Annotated in this window: 19 protein-coding genes and 1 tRNA gene; 12 read left to right on the top strand and 8 right to left on the bottom strand. The window is 35.2% G+C overall.

All coding sequences use genetic code 11. From position 1 onward, the window contains the following. The first annotated feature begins 18 nt into the window (after window positions 1-18). From ACFIML_RS04825 to ubiC, 3 genes are all read left to right on the top strand, one after another. The gene (locus ACFIML_RS04825; protein WP_375608216.1) at window positions 19-1,710 is read left to right on the top strand and encodes a Na/Pi cotransporter family protein; all 1,692 of its coding nucleotides are present in this window, start codon (window positions 19-21) and stop codon (window positions 1,708-1,710) included. An 869-nt stretch (window positions 1,711-2,579) separates the two neighbouring features. Beyond that, entirely contained in the window at window positions 2,580-2,831 is a 252-nt protein-coding gene (locus tag ACFIML_RS04820) for a GlsB/YeaQ/YmgE family stress response membrane protein (RefSeq protein ID WP_375606942.1), read from the top strand. 1,063 nt (window positions 2,832-3,894) lie between these two features. Continuing rightward, window positions 3,895-4,401 (top strand): chorismate lyase, encoded by a 507-nt coding sequence (ubiC, locus tag ACFIML_RS04815; RefSeq protein WP_375606941.1) that lies wholly within the window; start codon window positions 3,895-3,897, stop codon window positions 4,399-4,401. 676 nt (window positions 4,402-5,077) lie between these two features. On the opposite strand, the gene ACFIML_RS04810 is transcribed toward ubiC, so the two are convergent. Then, complete coding sequence (locus ACFIML_RS04810) at window positions 5,078-5,530, bottom strand: GatB/YqeY domain-containing protein (protein ID WP_375609255.1); 453 nt, start codon at window positions 5,528-5,530, stop codon at window positions 5,078-5,080. A 258-nt stretch (window positions 5,531-5,788) separates the two neighbouring features. On the opposite strand from ACFIML_RS04810, the gene carA reads away from it, so the two are divergent. Further along, a complete protein-coding gene (carA, locus tag ACFIML_RS04805; protein ID WP_375687514.1) occupies window positions 5,789-6,985 on the top strand; it encodes a glutamine-hydrolyzing carbamoyl-phosphate synthase small subunit in 1,197 nt (398 codons plus the stop codon). Between the two features lie 872 nt (window positions 6,986-7,857). Here the strand turns inward: carA and ACFIML_RS04800 are convergent. Next, window positions 7,858-9,078: an MFS transporter gene (locus ACFIML_RS04800; protein WP_375606938.1), complete on the bottom strand. Its 1,221-nt coding sequence runs from the start codon at window positions 9,076-9,078 to the stop codon at window positions 7,858-7,860. A gap of 546 nt (window positions 9,079-9,624) precedes the next feature. On the opposite strand from ACFIML_RS04800, the gene ACFIML_RS04795 reads away from it, so the two are divergent. Continuing rightward, entirely contained in the window at window positions 9,625-10,464 is an 840-nt protein-coding gene (locus ACFIML_RS04795; protein WP_375606937.1) for an N-acetylmuramoyl-L-alanine amidase-like domain-containing protein, read from the top strand. Window positions 10,465-11,757: 1,293 nt separating this feature from the next. Here ACFIML_RS04795 and ACFIML_RS04790 read toward each other — a convergent pair. After that, window positions 11,758-12,666, bottom strand: coding sequence for a cation diffusion facilitator family transporter (locus ACFIML_RS04790; RefSeq protein ID WP_375606936.1), 909 nt, complete (start codon window positions 12,664-12,666; stop codon window positions 11,758-11,760). A gap of 754 nt (window positions 12,667-13,420) precedes the next feature. On the opposite strand from ACFIML_RS04790, the gene ACFIML_RS04785 reads away from it, so the two are divergent. Then, the gene (locus ACFIML_RS04785; protein WP_375606935.1) at window positions 13,421-14,230 is read left to right on the top strand and encodes a TrmH family RNA methyltransferase; all 810 of its coding nucleotides are present in this window, start codon (window positions 13,421-13,423) and stop codon (window positions 14,228-14,230) included. Between the two features lie 280 nt (window positions 14,231-14,510). Here ACFIML_RS04785 and mnmA read toward each other — a convergent pair whose 3' ends face one another. Then, the gene (gene mnmA, locus ACFIML_RS04780) at window positions 14,511-15,734 is read right to left on the bottom strand and encodes a tRNA 2-thiouridine(34) synthase MnmA (RefSeq protein WP_375606934.1); all 1,224 of its coding nucleotides are present in this window, start codon (window positions 15,732-15,734) and stop codon (window positions 14,511-14,513) included. A gap of 404 nt (window positions 15,735-16,138) precedes the next feature. Between mnmA and ACFIML_RS04775 the strand changes: the two genes are divergently transcribed. Then, window positions 16,139-16,414 (top strand): DUF1153 domain-containing protein, encoded by a 276-nt coding sequence (locus ACFIML_RS04775; RefSeq protein ID WP_273790817.1) that lies wholly within the window; start codon window positions 16,139-16,141, stop codon window positions 16,412-16,414. 139 nt (window positions 16,415-16,553) lie between these two features. Here ACFIML_RS04775 and ACFIML_RS04770 read toward each other — a convergent pair whose 3' ends face one another. Beyond that, the gene (locus ACFIML_RS04770) at window positions 16,554-16,940 is read right to left on the bottom strand and encodes a flagellar export protein FliJ (RefSeq protein ID WP_375606932.1); all 387 of its coding nucleotides are present in this window, start codon (window positions 16,938-16,940) and stop codon (window positions 16,554-16,556) included. 563 nt (window positions 16,941-17,503) lie between these two features. Here ACFIML_RS04770 and ctrA point away from each other — a divergent pair. Beyond that, window positions 17,504-18,205: a response regulator transcription factor CtrA gene (ctrA, locus tag ACFIML_RS04765; protein ID WP_375606931.1), complete on the top strand. Its 702-nt coding sequence runs from the start codon at window positions 17,504-17,506 to the stop codon at window positions 18,203-18,205. A gap of 221 nt (window positions 18,206-18,426) precedes the next feature. On the opposite strand, the gene chpT is transcribed toward ctrA, so the two are convergent. Next, window positions 18,427-19,065, bottom strand: coding sequence for a histidine phosphotransferase ChpT (chpT, locus tag ACFIML_RS04760; RefSeq protein WP_375687512.1), 639 nt, complete (start codon window positions 19,063-19,065; stop codon window positions 18,427-18,429). A 214-nt stretch (window positions 19,066-19,279) separates the two neighbouring features. On the opposite strand from chpT, the gene ACFIML_RS04755 reads away from it, so the two are divergent. From ACFIML_RS04755 to ACFIML_RS04745, 3 genes are read left to right on the top strand one after another with little or no spacing between them, the layout of a single operon-like run. Beyond that, on the top strand, window positions 19,280-19,876 hold the full coding sequence (locus tag ACFIML_RS04755; protein ID WP_375606929.1) for a DUF1134 domain-containing protein: 597 nt from the start codon (window positions 19,280-19,282) through the stop codon (window positions 19,874-19,876). Between the two features lie 27 nt (window positions 19,877-19,903). Next, window positions 19,904-20,290 (top strand): hypothetical protein, encoded by a 387-nt coding sequence (locus tag ACFIML_RS04750; RefSeq protein ID WP_375606928.1) that lies wholly within the window; start codon window positions 19,904-19,906, stop codon window positions 20,288-20,290. Further along, entirely contained in the window at window positions 20,280-20,546 is a 267-nt protein-coding gene (locus ACFIML_RS04745) for a hypothetical protein (RefSeq protein WP_375608211.1), read from the top strand. The genes ACFIML_RS04750 and ACFIML_RS04745 overlap by 11 nt, the downstream gene beginning before the upstream one ends. 314 nt (window positions 20,547-20,860) lie before the next feature. Here ACFIML_RS04745 and ACFIML_RS04740 read toward each other — a convergent pair whose 3' ends face one another. Together ACFIML_RS04740 and ACFIML_RS04735 are read right to left on the bottom strand one after the other, a co-directional pair. Next, entirely contained in the window at window positions 20,861-21,979 is a 1,119-nt protein-coding gene (locus ACFIML_RS04740) for a DegT/DnrJ/EryC1/StrS family aminotransferase (protein ID WP_375687510.1), read from the bottom strand. A 49-nt stretch (window positions 21,980-22,028) separates the two neighbouring features. After that, on the bottom strand, window positions 22,029-22,985 hold the full coding sequence (locus ACFIML_RS04735) for a Gfo/Idh/MocA family protein (protein WP_375606925.1): 957 nt from the start codon (window positions 22,983-22,985) through the stop codon (window positions 22,029-22,031). Between the two features lie 159 nt (window positions 22,986-23,144). Here ACFIML_RS04735 and ACFIML_RS04730 point away from each other — a divergent pair. After that, window positions 23,145-23,221: transfer RNA gene (locus ACFIML_RS04730), tRNA-Met, on the top strand. Window positions 23,222-23,297 lie beyond the last annotated feature (76 nt).

Here is a 23,297-nt window from a genome sequence, read left to right as displayed (position 1 = left end):
AAGAAAGAATAAAGTATCATGAATGGTTCATTGGTACTCCTTCATCTTGCCGGCGCTATTTCTTTACTTCTCTGGGCCACACGCATGGTGCGCACAGGAGTTGAACGCGCCTATGGTGACAGACTTAAATATAAAATGTGCCACGTCGTTTCAAAACCATTGTTTGCCGTAAGTTTTGGGCTTTTTACAGCAATGATTTTACAAAGCTCTACAGCAATAACACTCCTCGTTGGCTCTTTCGTTGAATCTGGTTTTGTCTCTGGAGTAGCAGGACTTATGGCTGTACGCGGAGGAGAATTAGGATCAGCAATCGTTGTAAAAATCCTAACCTATGATCTCACACTTGTGGTGCCCCTTTGTCTTTTAATTGGCACTTGTATCTTCATGACAACAGAAAAACGTGAATGGCGTCAAATAGGACGTATTATCATCGGTATTGGTCTTTTGATTTTATCTTTAGAAATGATAAGTACAGCGACAGAGCCTTTACGTGAAAGCGAAATTTTGCCTAGCATCATTCGTTATCTTTCAACCGATCCTGTTTCCACTTTTTTGTTGGCTGCTGGCTTAACCTACCTCTTACATTCATCTATTGCAGGAATCATTTTGCTGGTCAATTTTGCCAATTACGATCTTATCCATACGCAACTCTGTGTTGTCATGGTTCTTGGTGTCAACTTTGGCTCTTCTCTTATAGCACCACTTTTAACGCGCAACGCCTCTCCTAATACTCGCCTCGTTCCCTTAGGAAATTTACTCATGCGTGGAGCAGGGTCAATCCTTATACTTATCTTATTTCTCTCCTTTCAACCACCCATCACATGGCTTGGCAATAACGCCCCTACTCAAGTGATTAATGCCCATATCATTTTTAATGTTTTCATTCTCCTTGCTGGAATACCTCTTTCAAAGTGGGTTTTAAAATTAACCACTCAGATCGTGAATATAAGTGCAAAAAAAACGCAAACCGATAAAACGCTCAATTTATCCGATCAAACAGCTCTTGATGATAGTGTTCTTGAACGCCCAACTCTCGCCCTCTCGAATGTCATGCGTGAAGTCATTCATATTTGTGATCTTGTAGACATCATGCTAGAAAAAATTATGGGACTTTATGAAAAGCCTGATCCCAATATTATTCGTGAACTCAACCAACTCAACACCATATTGGACAAAAAACATATCGCCATCAAACTTTATCTTGCACGATTAGCGGGACAAAAATTATCTGACGAAGAAGCTCTTCAAACGCAAGAACTTCTAGGTGCCTGTATAAAATTAGACCAAGCAGGCGATATCATTATTCACAATATGTTGATGCTGGTTAAAAAGAAACAACAAAAAGGTTTACAGTTCAGCAGCGAGGGCTGGAGTGACCTCCTTCGTTTCCACGCCATTGTACTAGCCAACGCGCATATAGCATTTAACGTTCTCGTCTCACGTGATACACACACTGCACACCTATTGGTACAAAAAAAAGATCAACTACGAAACTTAGAAAAAGAGATGAGTTTAAAACATTTTAAACGTCTGCGTGAAGGGGATCTCAAAAATGTAGAATCATCCAGTCTTCATCTTGACACTGTGCGCGACCTCAAACAAATCAACTCTCTTTTGACCTCAATGATCTACCCCATTTTAGAAGAACAGGGACTTCTTCAAAGTTCTCGTCTACGCAACCCTGTTGAAGAACAAACAGAAAAATCTTAAAATTTTAAAATAACTTGAATAAGAAATGCATCTCATCTATCATTAAATTTTGAACATTCAAATACCTTGATCAAAATATCAATTTAGTAAAAATATTTTATCTATTTGACATTTTAAATGAATTTTCTTCATCGTAAATTTCTTCCATTTAAAATCTACTCATGATGAATTCCTCAAAGTCATTTGCTTGCACATTACAAACAAAGTAGCATATAGAATAGAACTCTTGAAGAAAGACGTCAAAATACCTAACCATCTCAAAGCCAAGACTGTTCAAAACATAAAGAGATGGTCAAGAGCATGACAGTTGCAATCTAAACCCGCCTTGTAAAAAGGGAACCGCTTCACAGTAGCAACGAAACAGAAATACTCTATAAGGAATACAAAACCCCACAAAAATGCAACGTTTATATCAAGATTGGTAGAGGTTCAACCTATACAGCCACGCTATAACCTGTCAACGAAACAGTTTTCATTTTAAACATCATTGATATTAATTGGCAAGCTCCAAACTTTTAAATATCCATTTTACTTATTACTTTAATCACAATTGTCTTTTAAATGTAAGAGAGAGCTTAAAAAGCTTATAAATACACTTTATGAATTCTTAAAACATTTTCACTAATATTTTCTTCTTTTATTCATACTTCTCAATTAATTAATTTGTTTATAAATTAAAATGTATTATATAATTTATACTTATTAAGTATTATATATAATATAAATGTGAGTATTATTTTAATATAAAGGAAATTAATAAGTAAAATCTCTAACAGAAATATCCTTTCCACTGGGTAAAAAAAGAATAAACCTTGATTTTTACAAAGTTTACTCTAGTTACAATTTAAATTCAGGCAAAGGAGGGTATCATGGAAAATGCAAACATCGGTTGGATTGCAGCTATTATTATCGGCGGGATTGCAGGTTGGGCTGCACAGTATATTATGAAAAGCCAAACAGGAATATTATTAAATATTATCTTAGGGATTATTGGCGCTGCGCTAGCGAGCTTTCTTTTTAGTCTTTTAGGTGTAAGTTTTGCTGGTTGGCTTGGCTATCTTATTTCAGGTTTTATAGGAGCCTGTATTCTTATATGGATAGGAGAAAAAATTCGATCATAGAGTATCTATTTTTACACTTTTGGGGATTCAATACAAAACTAGGAAACAACTAGCAGAGTTTGAAATATTCCCTTGTAACTTGTTGTTACCAATTTTGATATGATGGTGAGATGCTTAAGCTGCGATTTTAGGCATACACCATCACCGTATTATAAAACCAAATGCAGTAAAGAACTTTATAACGCACCATTTCATACCTATATAAACTTACGCATATCAGGAGAGATATGTTGCGTTACTTTAACGAAATACGAACTTATTTTTGTACCACGTGCGCAAATCCAGCTTATCTCACTGTAATAACAATTCATAAGGTTACAAAAATCACTAACGATGATTAAAGATTCTACCGTATAATGCTTAATACCTATACACTTTATCAACAATACCCTTTTTACCGAAAAACTCGAAGAGCTTTTTTGCATCTTAAGAAATAAAGAGAGATGGCAAGAACAAAATGATAAATAATTTTTTCTAATCTATGAAATAATATTAATATAACTTTATTATAGAATTACTACACATTATGTGATGTAATATTTCAAAATTTTAACAATATAATATATTTTAAAGTTTATCAAAATATATGCATTAATATAAACTTCTTTATTATAAAGAATACGATCTTCTTTACATCTCAATTCAAAAGATTTGAATATCTCTTCACTTTCTAAAGTATAAAATAAAGTTTTGTTCCTCTTAAAACTTCCTCTTTATATCATCTTGCATAGATGAATTTTTAGCTCTTCTTTATATGTGTTACAAACGAATTTTAAAGCACGAAACATTTTTCCCATTGCTCTCATGCGATAAAGAAATTTCCGTAACACATTGTGAAAGCGCCTTGAACAAAACATAATACTTTATTTTACTTTTTTAAATGAAAATAATCCTATAATATATACTTCCTGCATATCTTCTTTTAAAGACCTTTGCTTTCGATTTTCCCTTTGATATCTTCCTGTTAAAATCTTGCTGCTTTTATACTCCTTGTATTACAATAGAGCTATCTATTTAACCCAACATAACATATGGAATAAGACTTTAGCTGTGGAGTAAAACGATGTCTTATCTTGAAGATTCCATCTTACCACCTCTAAAGTGGTTTTCTGATCAAAGTCCTCCAATACCAGAAAACGTTCGCAATTGGCTCATGGAATCGGGCTCAATGACGCTTCGATTAAAGAAATATTGTACCTGCCTCCAAGTTCAACCACAACGCGAATGTTTTATTACGCGAGATAAATTAACAGAAGAAGCAGAGCATATCCCCGAAAGTGCGCGTTATTGGCTACGTGAAGTCATATTAATGGGAGATAATAAGCCTTGGCTCCTTGGACGCACTGTAATTCCACAAGAAACCCTCCTACACAATCAAGCCTTAATGCATTTGGGAACTGTACCTCTAGGACATTATTTATTTAACAATGACAAATTAACCCGCGATTACATTCATATTGGTCAACAAGGTGCGCTATGGGCACGTCGTTCCCGCTTGCGGTTAACGGATAAGCCATTGTTGCTAACTGAACTATTTTTAACAGATTCACCACTGTATCCCCACAAATAGAGGTTACTCATTTTATTCTGCATAATTTATAGATTTTATATAGCTTATAAGGGATTTAATCAGAGAAAAGAATTTCAAAATTATCTCAAGAACACATTACAAACAAAGGCTTCTTTTCAAAAGATCTTTTTATTTCATAAACTCAACTTAAAAATCTCTTCCCTAGAAAAAACGTTTTAAAGTTTTGATTTTCTTACCATTAAAACCAGTACTTGAATTAAAAAGATACACACCATATTGATAAAACCATCTATATTTAAATTTCTTGCTGAATAATCACCACTCTAAAATACGGAAACTCTTTATCAAAAAAATGCTTTGAAACAGCAAAAAAGACAATAATACACTCTCCAAAATTGGAAATCTGTATCAATTAGCTTAATCATCCTATTTTGAAATTTTTAACAGTGCTGACAATAGATCTTTTTAAAAAAGTAAAAACTCTATAATATTTTTGTTTTTTAATGGTCTAACAGCTTTGAAAAACAGAAAATATAATACATAAAAGACGTTTCATTGCTCTATGAGAGCCTAAAAAGTTTAGTTGATATCAAAAAGTTATTTTTTTGATAAGAGTATGTGTGTACAAAATAAATGAAATTTATTAACATCCTACTAACTTACAAAGGCGACGCACAATAAAAAATATTTTCCAATCCCCTTGAATTAACAAGATCTATTGCAATTTCTTGCGAAGACTATTGCACACTTTAGAAAAATTCATTTGCCCCGCATACCGTTCCTTAAGCCATGCCATCACCTTACCGATATCGCGTAATTTTTCAGCCTTTGTTTGTGCCAAAGCTTCACAAAGAACTTGTTCTACTTCCATCTCCTTAAGTTGATAGGGAAGAAATTCACGAATAACTTCTATTTCTGCTTGTCCTCTCTCTGCCAATTCCAAGCAACCAGACTCTTTATAGGCTCGCATCAATTCTTCACGCTGTTGAAGCATTTTAGTGAAAACAGACTGTATCTGCTGATCATCCACTTCTAGCTTCCCTTCATCATAATAAAGGATATCACGATCCCTAACTGCAGCATTCATTAAACGAAGTGTAGCAAGACGCGCACTATCTTGCGCTTTCAAAGCAGCCCTAAGAGCCCCATCAATCTGGTTACGCAACATAAGTTTATCCAATTTTGTTCAAGAAGAAGATGCCTTTTAACCAATCTTTATCCATCTTGCAATGGAGGATAAAAAAATAATTAAGGACTCGATCTTCGAAAAGCTAAAACAAGACTTTACCTCTTCATTGAATGTACTTATACTGCCTACTTCAAGCGAAACGTTACCAGAATAATATACACAGCATCTGTTAAAGGTATGATTTTTGTGTAAAGTTGATCATTATACCTTTCAGGGAATAAATTGTGGATACATACTATGATACAAACAACTTCACCCAGCCACCCTTGGAGTATCAAAAAACCTACAGCCCTCTTAGTCTTAGCAGATGGAACCATTATTGAAGGTAAAGGAGCAGGTGCTACAGGTATCGCTGAAGCTGAAGTGTGTTTTAACACCGCCATCACAGGCTATGAAGAAATCCTCACCGACCCGTCATACACACAACAAATCGTTAATTTTACTTTTCCTCATATAGGAAATGTAGGGGCAAATAGCGAAGATATTGAAGATCTCTCTCCTCTCAATTGTCATGGTGCTGTTGGCGCTATTTTCAAGGCAGACATTACAAATCCCTCAAATTACCGTGCCAATGAAAATCTTAATCAATGGCTTAAAACGCGTAAAATTATTGCACTTTGTGGTATTGACACACGTGCGCTCACAATTCTTATTCGTGAAAAAGGTGCGCAAAATGCTGTCATTGCACATGATGCTAATGGAAATTTTGATATTCCTTCTTTAAAGAGGCGTACGCAAAAATGGCACGGTCTCGTCAATCTTGACCTTACGAAAGATGTGACATCTCAATCATCAATGCAATGGGATGAAAAAACATGGAGTTGGAATAAAGGATACGGTACAAACAATGTGCACAATCTTCATATCATTGCCATTGACTATGGTATTAAACGCAATATTCTTCGCCTTATGGCAACACAAAAAGCCCGCATTACTGTTGTACCTGCCCACACAACTGCAAAAGAAATTCTGGCAATGAATCCTGATGGCGTTTTTCTTTCTAATGGACCAGGAGACCCCGCAGCTACGGCTCAATATGCCGTTCCAACAATCAAAACATTAATTGATCATAATTTACCAGTTTTTGGAATATGTCTTGGTCATCAACTTCTCGCTCTTACGGTTGGTGCAAAGACCGTGAAAATGCACCAAGGACATCATGGTGCCAACCACCCAGTTAAAGACCTTAACACTGGAAAAGTTGAGATTGTATCGATGAATCACGGCTTTACCGTAGATTCTACCTCTTTACCACAACATGTTCAAGAAACACATATTTCTCTCTTTGATGGTTCAAACTGTGGTATTCGAATCATTGGAAAACCTGTTTTTTCTGTTCAATACCACCCCGAAGCTTCTCCGGGACCACAAGATAGCCACTACCTCTTTCAGCATTTTAGTGATCTCATTATGAATTATAAAAAAATATCTTAAAATAAAAAGCCTCACCTTTTAGCTTCTCTCCTTTAAATTATATTATCTTCCTACGCACAATTATATTATTTTTATACCTACAACTTATTGAATAAATATTCTTATTTATCATTCTGAAACTAAAAAGAGCGCACTGAATAGCTTAAATTTTTCTCATTCCTCTTCTCTTAAGGTCGTATCCATCAAAATCATTGGCTTTTCCCCCCCCAAGCAAGATAAGTGTGTCGATAAAAACTATTTTTAAAAAGAGTAAAGTGTCTAACCTTCAAATAAATATTGGATTCACAATACAATTTTAAGAATTATATTGTGCATGAGAAGTATAATTCCTACTAAAGAATAAAAAAATTAAATTGTGAGGCAATGCAACAAATCTCTACTTTTTAAAAGATATTGCCGTAGATGGTTTTGAAAACTGTAAAGCCGAATAAAAAAGTAATAGCAAAACAGAAAAAATCTTTTCAATTTTACAACTTTATATTCTTCCAAAATGAGGTTTTCTTTTGATTTTAGAAGTAATGCCAACAAATATAAGCAATATTTTACTTCCAATTTGCCCTATAAAATTTGGAATTGTTCATACAATACTGATACATCTAACTCAGATACATTTTAATCTTTGTTTTCAATATGCTGCTGCATTAGCACTGAATATTAATTTGCAAGCAATAGAAAAAATACGGGCTCCCCTATACAAACAATATGACAAAATAAAAAAAACTATTTTCACTAAATGAAAAGGATATATCGATATTTTATACAACACTTTGCAAAACAAATAACACAAAAAACTTTCTGCCTATAAAATGATACATTTTGTTTATCTTGTGCATTCTCTAGCAAAATAGTACATACCAGCCCCTCTCAACACATTAACGTACCCGCAAGGCAAAAATGACCGTTGCAATGACAAGAAGCAAAAAACCTCCTATAAAAGGAGCACCAGAAAAATAAAACAGTGCATTTTTATCTGTAAAACATTCAAAGAGAAACACATAAAAAACAGAACCAAATATTAAACTTAACGAAATAACAGATGTCATTGCTCCTTGCAGTTCTCCTTGTACATTTGTTGGTACCTGCGCTGAAGCAATAGCACGTATAGGTGCCTGAACAAGATATTCAAGCATTGTGCACGCACAAACCATATAAACCATCCACCCCTGCGTCGCAAATGTATAGCCCAGCATAGCAACGGAGGCAAACAAAAGCCCCACTATAACAATATGCCAATCACTCCATCGTTTAGAAAAATAAGGCAAAATGAGAGCGACTACAATAAATTGGCCTATTCCAAAAACACTATAGGAGATCCCAATAGAAAAAGAACTCCAATCATAGCGTTCTTTTGCAATGAACGCCCAAATGCTTAACCATACAGATTCCGCAAACCAATAAAGAAAAAAGACCAATAATACCCAAAGAACCATCGGATATTGTTTCAGGTGCCAAAAAGCACCTAAGGGATTTGCCCGCTTAATATCAAAAAAGCGCCTATTCCATAAAGAAAGAGTTTCTGGAATCATAGCCCAAGAAAAAATAAAATTAATGAGTGAAAAACCAGCAGCAAAATAAAACGGAATACGCGGACCAAACTGACCTAAAAAACCACCAATAAACGATCCTAAAATAAACCCCAATGCGGATGCAACGCCTAACAGACCAAAATTGCGCGTACGGGTTTTATCATCGGATATATCGGCAAGATAAGCTGTACAAGTTGCAAAACTAGCGCCACTTATCCCCGATAAAAGACGCCCGATAAATAACATAGAATAGCTCCATGCTATAGCACATATGAGATTATCAAGAGCAAAGCAGATAATAGAGACAAGCAAAATAGGACGACGACCATAACGATCAGAGAGATTACCAATAACAGGAGCAAACAAAAACTGCATCACTGAGTAAGCAGCAAGTAATTTTCCTCTTTCTACAAAAGATGCACTGACATCTTTTCCAGTTAACTGAGAAAAATATTCAGGCAAAACAGGACAAATGATCGCAATACAAAGAATATCTAACAATAAAGTGATGAACACTAAAATGAGCCCACGCTGAACAAATTTCGGATTGAGCATTTGGTCTTGCATAACATACACACTATTTTACGCATACAATGACTCCCCCGCTCTATTTTAACTCCCTTTTCCTTTTAAAAGTATTCTATACCGTATATTTTTCACATATAATATAATAACAAAGTAAAAATTACAAAAAGAGTCAAGATAAAAATATAAAATTATTTTTTACTTGATATATCATTATCAAAATATAAAAATATCTTTTATATTAAATGAAAAAATATTTATGAGAATAAATAATGAATAATTAATAGTAAAACACAGAGTATTAAAATAACTTTGGAGATATTATGATTAATTTTATAATACATTATTATCACTTCTCATACTGCTAATTTTTAAAACATAAACTCTATTAGATACATCAATACCATATAATAATTTAAAACTTTAATAATCATAGTAAAAATATATTAATACTGTAAAAATTGTTTATATTTATTGAATAAATCAAGATTATATGTTATTATTACATTTAAATGCTAATAAGCATAAGAAAACAGTTCTTTTAGTACGTATTGTCCATAAACTGTTAAATTCAAAAAGGTGTATAAAATGCGAAAAATATCCCTATTAATTATCACTTTAATGTTAGTGATAGGACGTGATGTCGAAAATTCTTATTCACAAGAGGGGGGGATAGAAAATAAAATAGAAACACAACAAACAACCAGCGTAGAGCTAGATCCCTATACTTTAAATAAATTAAATGCTCTTCTCAAAAAACGTTCAGAAATAAATGATCACGAAAAAGGAGCCATGATTGACTTTCTTTCTGAAGCTTTTTTAGGAACACCTTACAAAGCCCATATGTTACATGGCTCAGAAAATACACCAGAAAAACTGATTATTGATTTTAGAAGCTTAGATAACTTCATTTGTATGGATTATATTGAAGCATTGCGCAAATCAACAACCCCAAAAGAATTCATAAATAACATCATAAAAACGCGTTACATTAAGGGTAATGTTCACTTTTTAAACCGAAAACATTTTTTTACAGACTGGGCTTATAGAGAATATAAACTCGCCACTGATATTACCGCTGAAATAAGTCCTCATGCAGTCAGCGTAGAAAAATATCTCAATAAAAAAGCTGATGATAGACGCTATCTTCCTGGACTTCCAGTTGTGAAACGCACAATAACGTATATTCCAAGTAACTTTATTAATGAAGAGGTTATAAGCCGTTTAAAATCAGGGGATTTCATTGGCATTTATGCAAAACTTGCTGGATTGGATGTAACACATGTAAGTTTCTTTATCATGACAGATAAAGGGCCAATGTTACGACATGCTCCTTCACACAAAGAAAATGAAAAAGTCGTCGATACCCCTTTTATGGATTATGTTGCAAAAACACCAGGAATCGTCGTTTTAAGAGCCCTTGAATAACATCATAGCGATATGGAATATCTTCTCTATTCTTAAAATATATACTGTCGTTATTCCGGCAAACATCTAACTTCGTTCAAGCTATCCGGATACAATATATTTGTTTACAGTTTTAAGAGAAAAAAGTCGTTTTGATCTAACTTTGTTTATAGGTATGACAAAATCATTTTTGGAGAAATTACGAATTTGTAATCACTTTTACTTATTGAAAGATAAAGACAGAAAAAACTCTACTATAGTATCACGCTTTCTTTTCATATTCTCAACCAAAAGTTATCTATAGATTACAGCTAATCTGATCTTTACAAATATAACGAAAAATACACAAACGAATGTTTGTAAATATAAGTAAAAGTAAAGCCAGATATGTTTGGTTATTGTCTATAAAGTATTTTATAAAAATTCGATCTACCTCTCTAATTTATTGCGTATAAATTTTTGACTTTATAGCATTGTTTTCCTTATAAAGTCTTTTCTTTTTGTTGTTGTCTATAAATTAAAATAGCCCTGATATAGCAGCATATTTATGATCAAAATGCACCAGTACTGTACGAGTCCTTGTAAAATTTTGATGCCAGATTGAAATAAAAATATGAAAGTATCAATTAAAAACCAGTCTCTATCTTTAGCATCATTCTTTAGTCCAGCTTTGCGATTTTCTACAGCAACGACAATAATATCCTTTAAAGAGTAGAGATATGAGCATTATTTTTTGTTTTTTCATTCTTTAATGTGTCCCTATCCTTCATGTAATAAAGAACACTCAAAACAGAACACATTGTATCGATAAAACAACACATTTATTAGCAACAATAATGATGATTAATCTATGATCACAAACTTTAAAATTCTATTCATAACTTTTATATAAAATTTACAATTAAATCTCATTAAACTTATTACGAAGGCTTCACTCCTCTTCTCCCTAAGCAACGAAACATCTACTCCTGACAGTCTGTAAACAATCCGTTTTCTTAAGTAAATTTAAGCTGCTAACCATTTCATGAGATTCACTTACAAAAGAATACACCGGCAAATCCTATTTTGAATATTTACTCCATACTCTAGAAACACTTAATAGATCAAACTTTATATGCCTTATCTCACCACACCTTAAATGGCAGTGTTTTAACGACATAGAATAAATCTTGCCTTAAATACTCTGTTTAACCTTGTATACTTGATTAATGCAAAAATTAAATCAACGAAAGAGCATCATTGTATTTTCGAGAGATATGAATCACCCCATCATAAAAAAACAGTCTAACATAACAGACAATTTGAAAAATCTTTTTATATAAAAGGGATTACCGTTGTACCGGGAGGCAATTTTGCCTCATCTTCAGGCTCGACATGAATAGAAATACGTACATTATCAAATTCTTTTTGAAGAACAGCTTCGATTTTATCACAAATTTTATGTGCTTCTCCTACCTGCATTACAGCAGGCACAACCAAATGAAACTCTATAAAAGTAACCCTCCCAGCAACACGTGTCCGCAAATCATGGACCTCAAGCGCACCCGATGCATTTGCAGAAATCAGCTCCCGAATCCGCATGCTTTCATTCAATTCAACACCAACATCCATTAATCCCTGAACAGCATTTCTAATCACCTTCCAGCCCTGTAAGAGAATATTAACGGCAACGATTATCGCTAAAATTGGATCTAAAGCTCCCCATCCTCCGACAAAACCGGCAATCAAACCAATTAAAATTGCAAGCGACGTAAAAACATCTGTTATAAAATGTACTCCATCAGCTTTAAGAGCCGGTGAGCGATGGAGTTTTCCCTGCCCAATAAGAACCATTCCCCACATACAGTTTATGACAGTTGCAATAAGATGAATAGCAAGCCATATTCCAGGTTTCTGCAACAATTTAACGGTCGAAAGAGCTATCCATGCTTCTCTTAAAATAACAATTGCCGCAATAATAATGAGTACCCCTTCAAGAATTGCGGAAAAATATTCCGCTTTATGATGCCCAAAGGGATGATCATGATCTGCTGGCTTCATACTCACTTTAACAGCCCACCATGCTGCCAATGACGCAAGGATATTAACGATTGATTCCAATGCATCAGAATAAAGTGCAACCGAACCTGTGATGTGATATGCCCAATATTTCAAAGCAAAAACAATACACGCAATAAAAATAGAGTATAAAGTTAAGCTTTGTATATTGATTTTTACATCCATGAACCTCATCCTTTTCTTCACGAAATAGGGAATTAATATTTTCAACCATATCATTATACTTTTGGCATAACGACGATCTTTCCTCAATATTACAGAAGCTTCATCATACAATAAACGCTTCAGCTCACCATTATTATCGTAAAAACTGCTCAGTTACACGAACAGCACCAATAAATAAAGAAGAGAGAAAATAATAGAAAGAAGAGCTTTCCCAAGAGCAATCAAACACATAACCTTCATTATTAATCGTTTTCTGAATAACTTAAAGCCATCTCACTTCTCATAAACGAAAAACTTGTTTTTGCTCAAATCTATCATAATCATGCATTTTTTTAGTCTTATGATGTGCATTATAAGCCATCTTTGCACCTTAGAAAAAATATCTTAGCACTCTACGGTAACCTTACAGGTCAACTGGATTTTAAAATATGATTTACTAAAAAATTTAGATATAAAAAGAAGAACAATGATTACCCTCAAAAAAAAAGAATCTGGGCATTGGGGACCCAGATTCTTTTCCCTTAGAAATTAAGGGCATACAGAACTTGGGAAATAGCGGGGACCCAAGACACTGCACCCGATACAAGAAAAATATATGATTCCGTATCAGTACTTTTACTGTATACCTATGGTTGTATATTGTCAATACAAATTCTACCATAAGTTTTAAAAATATTTTTTTATCTCTTTTTTTTAAAATAAAACAAATTCAAACATCTGGAAATCATAAGAAAAAAGCACTAAAAATCTCGCCATGCATTTGAATATCATAACAATCAATGAAACAGATGATCCACGCCTAAAAGCCTATCATAATATCCGTGAAAAAGATCTTGTTGGACGGCAACATCAATTTATTGCTGAAGGCAAAGTAACATTGTCCGCATTACTACACTCAAAAGAGTTTTCTGCCATCTCACTGCTCATCGTAGCAAACCGTCTCTCTGGACTTCTACCGCTTTTAGAAAAAACACAGCCCCTATGTCCCATTTATTGCGTTCCACAAAAAGTTATGGATAATATCACCGGCTTCCATGTTCATCGTGGTGTTCTGGGTATTGGTAAACGCAAAATACTGCCATCCTTACAAAGTTTTTTACAATATCTTCCAGAAAAAGCTTTGATTCTTGTTTTATGTGGTATCTCGAATCACGATAATATGGGATCAATTTTTCGTAATGCAGCAGCCTTTGCCAGTAATGGCATTATTGTCGACAAAACCTCATGCGATCCACTTTATCGCAAATCAATAAGAGTTTCTGCCGGCGCTGCTTTAAAAGTACCCTATACGCAAAACGCTGATATAGATGACATTATAGCTGCTCTAAACGATGAAAACTTTCATCTTTATGCACTCTCCCCTTCTGCCTCACACACTCTCAAACAAGCCAACAAAACCAAAAGAATAGCACTTATTTTTGGAACAGAAGGCGATGGCTTACCACCCCATATACTACAACAATCAAACACCTTACGTATTCCCATGACTGACGGTTTTGACAGCCTTAATGTTGCCACAGCCTCAGGTATTGCACTTGCCCATTTTACTAACTTTGACCCCTAAAGATGATAACACTTCAAGTTATAGAACATATCCAATGTTGTGTGTTATCTACCAGTCTCCAATAATATTACCGTTCCCTAGCCTTTGAAAACATTGATAAAAAACATTTTCACATTTTCTTTATAATCATTTTCCACACCCTAACCCCGCTTATGAAATGCAGAAGATATAATTTTGATGGATTCAATCATAAAATAAACTTTCAATGAGAAAATTTTCCGGAAGTCTCTCATTCAAGTTTAAGATTAAAAAATATCATTATAAATCAATTCACTATGCTTTATAAAGCTGTTGTTTTTAGTTCTGAGGAAACAGAATCTTTTGTTTCAAGATTGCATAAAACGCGCTTCAACATCATTTCAGTATCGGCCGCACGTTCTGAATGTGTTACAAATCCTCCCCCAAGAATACGCGCCTCATGACCATTTCCATCATAAAGAACGCAAGCTTGCCCTGGTGCCACACCATTTTCACATTCCAATAAATCAACGGAAAAAATACCTTCTTTATAATGTAAGCGCGCAAGGTGAGGAGGACGCGTTGAACGCACCTTTACAGCCACCTCAATACCTTGAGAAGGGAAATTATCTAACGGTTCATCACCAAGCCAATTCACATCACGTAAAAAAAGCTTATGCGTTTCTAACATTTCACGCGGTCCAACAATAACACGTGCATTTTCCACATCGAGATAAATCACATACAGCGCTTCACCCGTTGACACCCCAATACCACGACGTTGACCAACAGTATAATTAACAATTCCCGAATGTTTACCTAAAATCTTTCCATCAATATGGACAATAACGCCAGGATTAGCTGCTTCTGGACGCAGTTTTGCGATAACATCTGAATATTTTCCTTGTGGAACAAAACAAATATCCTGACTATCATGCTTATTGGCAACCACAAAGCCCATTTCTGCTGCCATTTCACGAACGCGGGCTTTTGGAAGGTCACCAAGTGGAAAACGCAAATAATCAATCTGTTCTTGTGTCGTTGCAAAGAGAAAATAACTCTGATCACGATCATTATCGAGAGGACGAAAGAGTGCTCGATGCGCTCCGTGGGAACGCGAACGAATATAATGTCCCGTAGCCAAAGCATCTGCCCCCAATTCGCGTGCCGTTGCTAATAAATCAGCAAACTTAACCGTTTGATTACATGCAATACATGGTACTGGGGTCTCTCCATGAGCATAACTTTCTGCAAAAGGATCAATAACAGCTTCGCGAAAGCGCTTTTCATAATCAAGAACATAATGCGGTATTCCTAGTGTTTCTGCGACGCGGCGAGCATCTTCAATATCTTGTCCTGCACAACACGCCCCCACCCGATGCGTTGCTTCCCCATGATCATAAAGCTGCAACGTAATGCCAATAACATTATACCCTTCCTTTTTCAAAAGACCTGCAACAACCGATGAATCAACCCCCCCCGACATTGCAACAACAATGCGAGAATCCTCAGGTTGTCCTGGTAAATCAAGGCTGTTTAAAAACATGTATTCATTCTCTATTTAATGCTCTCTTTAATGGATACCCATCTATTATTAATATTCTGATGCGCGTTCTTTGCCACTTTTATACTATTAATTGCTCTTTATATTGTTTTTTTATCCTTTCCACAACCATAGCATCACATTCTAAAAAGCTGCTGCAAACAAAAAAAGAATGATGGAAATAAGGCATAATGGTAATTGTTTAGGAGAAATCCTTTTAGAAAACCTTTTTTCTCTTTTGAAAAATCCAGTAAAATATTGCAAGAATCTCTTCTAACACTTCAACTTGAGCTTCTTTTTACATACCCAATCACTTTATTAATTTTTTCTTTCAGCGCTTTTAGCTCTTTTTTAAATTTCATGCTCTATAAACGAATCAAGTCCTTGACTAAAGGTAGAGGATACGAATGAGCAACTTGATAAAAACACAAATGAAATATGTTATTGGGCCAGATGGAAGTCCGCTTACAATTGCCGACCTACCGCCGCAAACAACACGGCGCTGGGTGATTCGTCGCAAAGCTGAAGTTGTTGCGGCTGTCAGAGGTGGATTATTAAGTCTTGACGAAGCGTGCCACCGTTATACTTTGACTGTAGAAGAATTTCTTTCATGGCAAAGTTTAATCGATGAACACGGTTTAGCGGGATTACGAACGACCAAGATTCAACACTACAGGCATTAAGTTGCCATTGATTAATAACATAAAGCAATCCATAAAACAGCTAAACTTGATAAAAGTTTGGCTGTTTTATACTATATCCAAAAGATAAACCTGAAAGAATGGATTTTTCAATAATTGCTTTTATCATCCAGCCATTAAATTAGCCAACCATTGAATTAGATTGAATCAAAATATCCTTATCATCCGCAGCAATCTTCTTTTCTCGTGCTTCCAAAAGCTGTGCACGTTGCAGCTCTGTATTAGCTTCATGGAGAGCAATTTCAGCATTTGTTTTTTGAAGTTCTAAATCACGAATTGAATTGATCAGATTATCACGTCTTTGCCGCGCTGCACGCGCAAAAGCAGAATAAGCAAAATGGTGAACATCATTGTTTCCAGATTTACGTTCTTCATGAGTAATCTGTGCTTCCAACTCTAACACCATTCGTTCAAATTCTGCGATCATCATCTCAAGCTGTGCAATTTCACGGCGCTTTCCACGCACTTGAAACATCCTCAATCGCACCATATTTTCTCGTGGCTTCATACTCACTACTCCTTGATTGCGCCAACTCAAAACTCGCATTTACACCCAATAAATATCTTTTAGTTATATATCTATCCGACAAAAACAGTCTATTAACTTGAAATTATAATAATTTCTGCCTTTCATTAAAGCATCTGAAAATACAATCTGCTTTAAAGAGTAATAACTATTTCTTTAACTTTTCCCCCATTATAAACTGAAGAGGTTTAAAGCTCAGTAAATAAACACTGAAATTGTAAAAAAGTAATTTATAAAGCTCTTTTACAATTTTTTTTTAAGTTAAAGTTTATAAAAAAGTCCTCCTTTTTTATTATGTTAAAAAATATAGGATTTTTCTAAAATAATTTTGTAGCCTCTTTCAAAAATAAAAATATTTTGTTAACCACTATCATGGATAGTGGGGAATTTAGTAGTGATTGTTACGCGTACTACTGAAATGTTCATAAACGCTTTGTTATAAGTGTTTGATTTAATGAATTGTTTTTATAACAGTGGTTTTGCTAACTGATATAAAATAGAAATGCTCCTTATGATTCGTGAAGGAGCAAAGTGAGGGATCTAAAATGCGCGTATTATTAATTGAAGATGATAGAGCAATTACTCAAAGCATTGAGTTGATGTTAAAGTCGGCTAACTTTAATGTTTATATCACTGATCTGGGTGAAGAAGGTATCGATTTGGGAAAACTCTATGATTATGATATCATTTTGCTTGATCTGAATTTGCCTGACATGTCAGGGTATGATGTCTTGCGGACTCTAAGGTTGGCAAAAATAAAAACTCCTGTTCTAATCCTTTCTGGTATGAATGCCATTGAAGACAAGGTTCGTGGTTTTGGCTTTGGAGCAGACGACTATATGACGAAGCCTTTTCATAAGGATGAGCTCATTGCACGTATCCATGCAGTTGTTCGTCGTTCAAAAGGGCATGCACAATCGGTTATTGTTACCGGAGATCTCACCGTTAACCTTGACACAAAAACTGTCGAAGTTGCAGGGCGCCCTGTTCATTTAACCGGTAAAGAATACCAAATGTTAGAGCTTCTCTCTTTACGCAAAGGTACCACCCTTACCAAGGAAATGTTTCTCAATCATCTCTATGGTGGAATGGATGAACCAGAACTAAAGATTATCGATGTTTTTATCTGTAAATTGCGGAAAAAATTGGAAGCAGTCTCTTCCAGTGTAAATTACATTGATACAGTTTGGGGACGTGGTTATGTATTACGTGATCCAGTTGAAGAGAACGTACGAAAAACCGCTTAAGCAGTGAACATGCACATTGTAAAATCTCGGAGTGTAGCGGGCCGAGATTTTTTCCGAGATCTTTTCTCTTTTAAAAGTAGAGACTCGCACACAAAAAATCTCATATAGAAAGCGCTTAAAGCTTAAGAAGTAACCACACCCAATTTACACATATAACCTTATCACTCATAAGTTCAATCGAAGCCACTTTTCCCAACACAGCTTAAGCGCTTCTCTCTTATTCAAAGCTTTTTTACACTTTCTAAAACAATACAACCATCACTTTCATCAATATTTATTTTCATCTCTGTCATCTGAGCAAGCAACATTGTGTAATAAAATTGGATGACATGTGCATCAACAAGCTCTTCTTGAACTTCTCCATGATATAACGCAAGAAAGTGAGGGGGTATACGGAGAGTTCTACCGAAAATCTCAAATCGAAAAGAACGTTTATTTTCTTCTTGCAAAATCATAACAACAATTTCACCACCACGAGAAACTGTTGCGTTTGCAATCAATAATAAATTAAGCAAAAGTTTAACTTCATCTTTTGCTAACAATAAAGAAGAAGCTTGCCATTTTAAAGTTGCTTTTTCTTCTTTCATATATTGCTGAGCAACCTGCTCTGCAGCCCGTGTATCTATTTGTCCTCCACTTGCACCAGCAAAACCAAAAGCTAATCGCGCAAATTGTAGACGTGCAGCAGCACTCGCAACGGATAAACGCACCAATTGTAAAGCATCTTCTTCAGCTCCTCCTTCATCATAAAGCTCCATTGCATTTTGAATAGCCCCCACAGGTGAAATCAAATCATGGCAAATACGACTACAAAGCAAAGCAGCAAGATCCATAGGCTTCAAAAAAATATCTAACGTCATAATGATTGAAAACTCCTAGATTCAAAAAAACAAACTTTATTTTAAAGAAAAACTCTTAACATCTGATGCATAATAGGAAACATTAACAATCATGCTAAAAAATTTAGAAATAAATTCAAGAATTTAAATAACCTTATATCTTATTTTTTATTTGAATAGAATGAAAATTCTAATATTATCTTTTTGTTTATCACTAATAAAAGGAGAAAACTCTATGGCTCTCTCTCTGCTCAAATACTGGTACAAAAATATTATATCTTTAATCTTCCTTTTATTCATCACCATAAACACTACACAAGCTCGACTAAAACCAATAGAGCAAAACGAACCTCATTATTCACTCCAAGAAATTATTGATTCTGGTCATATCTTTTTTGGAAAAACAGCCAGTGGTCTGGCTGTTGCAATTCAAAATATTTTTTCAAAATACGGTTATCCCAATGCCTATATTTTAGGAGAAGAAGCTTCTGGTGCCTTTTTTGCTGGATTAACCTATGGCGAAGGAATGGTTTTTACCAAAAGCTATGGTCAACATAAAGTTTTTTGGCAAGGTCCCTCAGTAGGATGGGATTTTGGCGGACAAGGCTCCCGTTTAATGATCTTAGTTTACAATCTTAATGGCATAAATAATTTATGGAGACGCTATGGAGGTATTTCAGGTTCGGCCTATTTAATTGCAGGTGTTGGTTTTCATGTCCTCAAATACCATAATACCTTGTTAATCCCAATACGTACAGGAGTCGGCGCTCGCCTTGGTATCAATATAGGATATTTAAAATTAACACCTAAACCGACATGGAATCCGTTTTAAACGGTTTCTTATTTGAAAAGGGGTATTATGCTTATTCAATCATTTCTTTTTTTTATACTTGGAGTTGCTTTTACTTCCTGGTTACTGGTGCTTTTATCTCCTTTTATTTGGCGTAAAGCCGTTCATTTTGCGTATAAAGATGTTTGTGCGAAAATGCCATTATCACTCGCGGAAATAGAAGCAAATCACGATTTTCTTCGTGCACAACATGCTGTAGAATTAGCAAACAACCAAAAAAAGTACGAATTTTTGCAAAAAAAATATGTCCAACAAAAAATACAACTGAGCCAAGTAACAGAACAATTTTATCGGCTATGCCTCCCCACAAAAGATACTCTCACCAAAGAAGCGATAGCAATCAAACAAAATATCGCCACACTACACACTTCCAAAGGAAAGACAAATGATGCGTGAAAAAGTCGCACACTATCAGCAACGCTTACAAAAAATCCAAACTCATGAGCTGGACACGACCGCTAACCAGCAACTGCTAGAAGAACTCCGAGAAGAAACAAAAGAACTTGCAGCAACATTGGCAGCTCACATAGCACTACAAGAGGGGAATACATCACCCATCAACACATTGATTCAAAAATCCAAAAGCAAAAATGACCTAGCATCACGTATTCGCCAAAAAATAAAGCTTCTCTCCCAAGTCCCCCTTAAATAAGTTGTCTTTAAAAACACCTTAAATGAAGAGTGAAATCAACAAAGAGCTCTCATAACCGAAATATTTTTTATTAAACGTGGCTTTCTCACTAAACGAAAGAACAAATTTTCTTAAATCCACGCCGTTTTGTAAAAAAAACATCTTCTTGTCTCGCTGGTTCTCCTTGCTGATCATATCACCGCCCTAAAAGACAACATTTCATGAGTCCAGACAATTATACTTAAAAACATTTGCCACACACTCTAATAAAAATATTTTCTAAAATGGATCCATTCATAAAGCTTTTACATATTTTTAAAGATAAAAGAACTCTCTCAAGAGTAATAAAAGTCTTTTATTTTCTGAATAATCATATCCTGATCATTCTGCGTTAAATAAGGATGCATGGGTAAACTTAAAACACAATCTCCTAAAGAATCTGAAACAGAAAGAGAATCTGTGACATAAGGAAAATGTTTATAAGCAGGCTGTTTATGTAAAGGAGTTTTATAATAAACCATTGTAGGAATATAATTTTTTTGTAAAAAATCTTTTAGTTTATCACGTTCTTTTACCTTAATCGTATATTGTGCATAAGCAGAACGAATATTTTCTCCTATTTCTGGAACTGTAACAATATCTCTTAAGCCATCGGAATAACGTTGAGCAATTTCTACACGCTTTTGCATTTCATCTTCAAAGATAACAAACTTTTCTAATAAAATTGCAGCTTGAATACTATCTAAGCGCGAATTCATACCAATACGGACATTATCATATTGCGTTTCACCTTTACCATGAAACAAAATAGAACGTAAAAGTTCTGCCAAATGATCATCATTGGTCATCATAGCACCTCCATCACCATAACATCCTAATGGTTTTGCAGGATAAAAACTTGTGGCCGCTACATCACCAAAAGCACCACACATAGTATTACCGCTTCTTCCGCCCATAGATTGTGCAGCATCTTCAATCACAAAAAGATTTTCCTTTGCTGCTACTTGAGCAATTTGCACATAGTCAGCAGGCAGCCCAAACAAATCAACAGCAATAAGAGCTTTTGGCTTTAGACGTCCTTCTTTTTTTACCATTTCAATTGCATGAGAAAGTTTTTCAACATCAATATTGAATGTATCAGGTAAAACATCAACAAAAACAGGTTTAGCCCCCACCAAAGCAACCACTTCAGCCGTTGCAGAAAACGTAAAACTAGGACAAAAAACAGCATCCCCTGGACCAATATTTTTAGCCATAAGAGGCATCTTCAAAGCATCTGTTCCATTAGCACATGCAATCACATGTTTAACGCCAAGATATTCTGCCAATTTCTCTTCAAATTCTGTTACTTTTGGCCCCAAAATATACTTACCACTAGCGACTACATGCGCAATTGCAGAATTAATTTTATCTTCAATACGCGCACGCTGCGCCCCAAGGTCGATGAATTGCATATTAACTCCATTGATCATCACAAGAATGCAAAAGCGCTACCTATCTCTTTTATCTATCATAATTGATATCAGCAGCTGTTAAAATCCGTAAAACCGCAATAGCATCATCACCATTTGTACGAGGCGATTGACGCGTTTCAATACAATGAAGGAAATGCCGTAATTCGCAAGTAAGCGGCAAATCTTCACAAACATCAATGTAATTCAGCTCATCCATGCTAAAAGCCCACTCTTGATTTTCTTTCCAAACGGCAAAATGGTGCATTGCCAATTTACGACTCCACGGTTCCATATCATCAAAAACGAGTATAGCCTTTGTTCCAACAACAATTAAACGCCTCTCACGATAAGAACTCAAGCGTGAAGTAAAAAGATGACTACGCACACCATTTGGAAAAGTCATATGAATATGAGAAAAATCAGAAATCTGATCAACGACAGCAGCGCCCTCACCACGAATTTCGGAAGGCTCACATCCTGTCAACGCCAAAATCATTGAGAGATCATGAGGGGCAAGATCCCATAAAGCATCACTGTGTGTGTGAAATTTTCCAAAGCCTAATCTATGAGAATAAATATATCGCACATCTCCCACATCTCCGTTTTTCACCAATTCACACATTTTTTCAAAAGCTGGATGAAAACGCAAAATATGGCCCACCATAAAAACTCGCTCATAGGCCTCAGCCTCCTGAACTTGGCGTTTAGCATCAGAAACATTCAAGGCTATTGGTTTTTCCACCAAAACATCTTTACCATTTTTAACAGCACGCAGCACATTTTGCGTGTGAAATTGTGGAGGCAGCGCCAACACCAGTGCATCAATATCTCTATGAGCAAAAAGATCATCTGGTTTAATAATCTCCACACCATACAGTGTTGCAAAACTGGCAGCACGATCACTATCAATATCAGAAACTGCTGCTAAAGCCCCAAGAGAGTGAAGTGTCTTTATATGATTTCCACCCCAATGACCGCATCCTAAAACCGCTACACGTGGCACCATTTTTACGCCTTACCTTACTTTATCATATAAAACTACACTTACATATCGAGGATAAAATAAAATAACAAGAAAAAAGCTTCAAAACGATGCTTGACATCTTACTATTCTACCCCTTATATCCGCAAAAGATGAAATAGTTTACAGTAATATATCTGTTTTGGCGGAGTAGCTCAGTAGGTTAGAGCAGAGGAATCATAATCCTTGTGTCGGGGGTTCAAATCCCTCCTCCGCTACCATTGTAGCTTGCCAGCGGGTTTTGTATATTTTGCCACTAGGTTTTGTACCAATTCATTTTTTTTCAAAGAGTTTTAA

Origin of the sequence: Bartonella sp. AC62GZZY, assembly GCF_042196525.1 — a bacterium.
Lineage (GTDB): Bacteria > Pseudomonadota > Alphaproteobacteria > Rhizobiales > Rhizobiaceae > Bartonella.
This window is presented reverse-complemented; position numbering and strand designations above follow the sequence as displayed.

What these genes read in the sequence shown, in the direction of transcription:
- ACFIML_RS04825 (WP_375608216.1), top strand. Translation starts at nt 19, where the DNA reads ATGAATGGTTCATTGGTACTCCTTCATCTTGCCGGCGCTATTTCTTTA.
- ACFIML_RS04820 (WP_375606942.1), top strand. Translation starts at nt 2,580, where the DNA reads ATGGAAAATGCAAACATCGGTTGGATTGCAGCTATTATTATCGGCGGG.
- ubiC (WP_375606941.1), top strand. Translation starts at nt 3,895, where the DNA reads ATGTCTTATCTTGAAGATTCCATCTTACCACCTCTAAAGTGGTTTTCT.
- ACFIML_RS04810 (WP_375609255.1), bottom strand. Translation starts at nt 5,530, where the DNA reads ATGTTGCGTAACCAGATTGATGGGGCTCTTAGGGCTGCTTTGAAAGCG.
- carA (WP_375687514.1), top strand. Translation starts at nt 5,789, where the DNA reads ATGATACAAACAACTTCACCCAGCCACCCTTGGAGTATCAAAAAACCT.
- ACFIML_RS04800 (WP_375606938.1), bottom strand. Translation starts at nt 9,078, where the DNA reads ATGCAAGACCAAATGCTCAATCCGAAATTTGTTCAGCGTGGGCTCATT.
- ACFIML_RS04795 (WP_375606937.1), top strand. Translation starts at nt 9,625, where the DNA reads ATGCGAAAAATATCCCTATTAATTATCACTTTAATGTTAGTGATAGGA.
- ACFIML_RS04790 (WP_375606936.1), bottom strand. Translation starts at nt 12,666, where the DNA reads ATGGATGTAAAAATCAATATACAAAGCTTAACTTTATACTCTATTTTT.
- ACFIML_RS04785 (WP_375606935.1), top strand. Translation starts at nt 13,421, where the DNA reads ATGCATTTGAATATCATAACAATCAATGAAACAGATGATCCACGCCTA.
- mnmA (WP_375606934.1), bottom strand. Translation starts at nt 15,734, where the DNA reads ATGTTTTTAAACAGCCTTGATTTACCAGGACAACCTGAGGATTCTCGC.
- ACFIML_RS04775 (WP_273790817.1), top strand. Translation starts at nt 16,139, where the DNA reads ATGAGCAACTTGATAAAAACACAAATGAAATATGTTATTGGGCCAGAT.
- ACFIML_RS04770 (WP_375606932.1), bottom strand. Translation starts at nt 16,940, where the DNA reads ATGAAGCCACGAGAAAATATGGTGCGATTGAGGATGTTTCAAGTGCGT.
- ctrA (WP_375606931.1), top strand. Translation starts at nt 17,504, where the DNA reads ATGCGCGTATTATTAATTGAAGATGATAGAGCAATTACTCAAAGCATT.
- chpT (WP_375687512.1), bottom strand. Translation starts at nt 19,065, where the DNA reads ATGACGTTAGATATTTTTTTGAAGCCTATGGATCTTGCTGCTTTGCTT.
- ACFIML_RS04755 (WP_375606929.1), top strand. Translation starts at nt 19,280, where the DNA reads ATGGCTCTCTCTCTGCTCAAATACTGGTACAAAAATATTATATCTTTA.
- ACFIML_RS04750 (WP_375606928.1), top strand. Translation starts at nt 19,904, where the DNA reads ATGCTTATTCAATCATTTCTTTTTTTTATACTTGGAGTTGCTTTTACT.
- ACFIML_RS04745 (WP_375608211.1), top strand. Translation starts at nt 20,280, where the DNA reads ATGATGCGTGAAAAAGTCGCACACTATCAGCAACGCTTACAAAAAATC.
- ACFIML_RS04740 (WP_375687510.1), bottom strand. Translation starts at nt 21,979, where the DNA reads ATGCAATTCATCGACCTTGGGGCGCAGCGTGCGCGTATTGAAGATAAA.
- ACFIML_RS04735 (WP_375606925.1), bottom strand. Translation starts at nt 22,985, where the DNA reads ATGGTGCCACGTGTAGCGGTTTTAGGATGCGGTCATTGGGGTGGAAAT.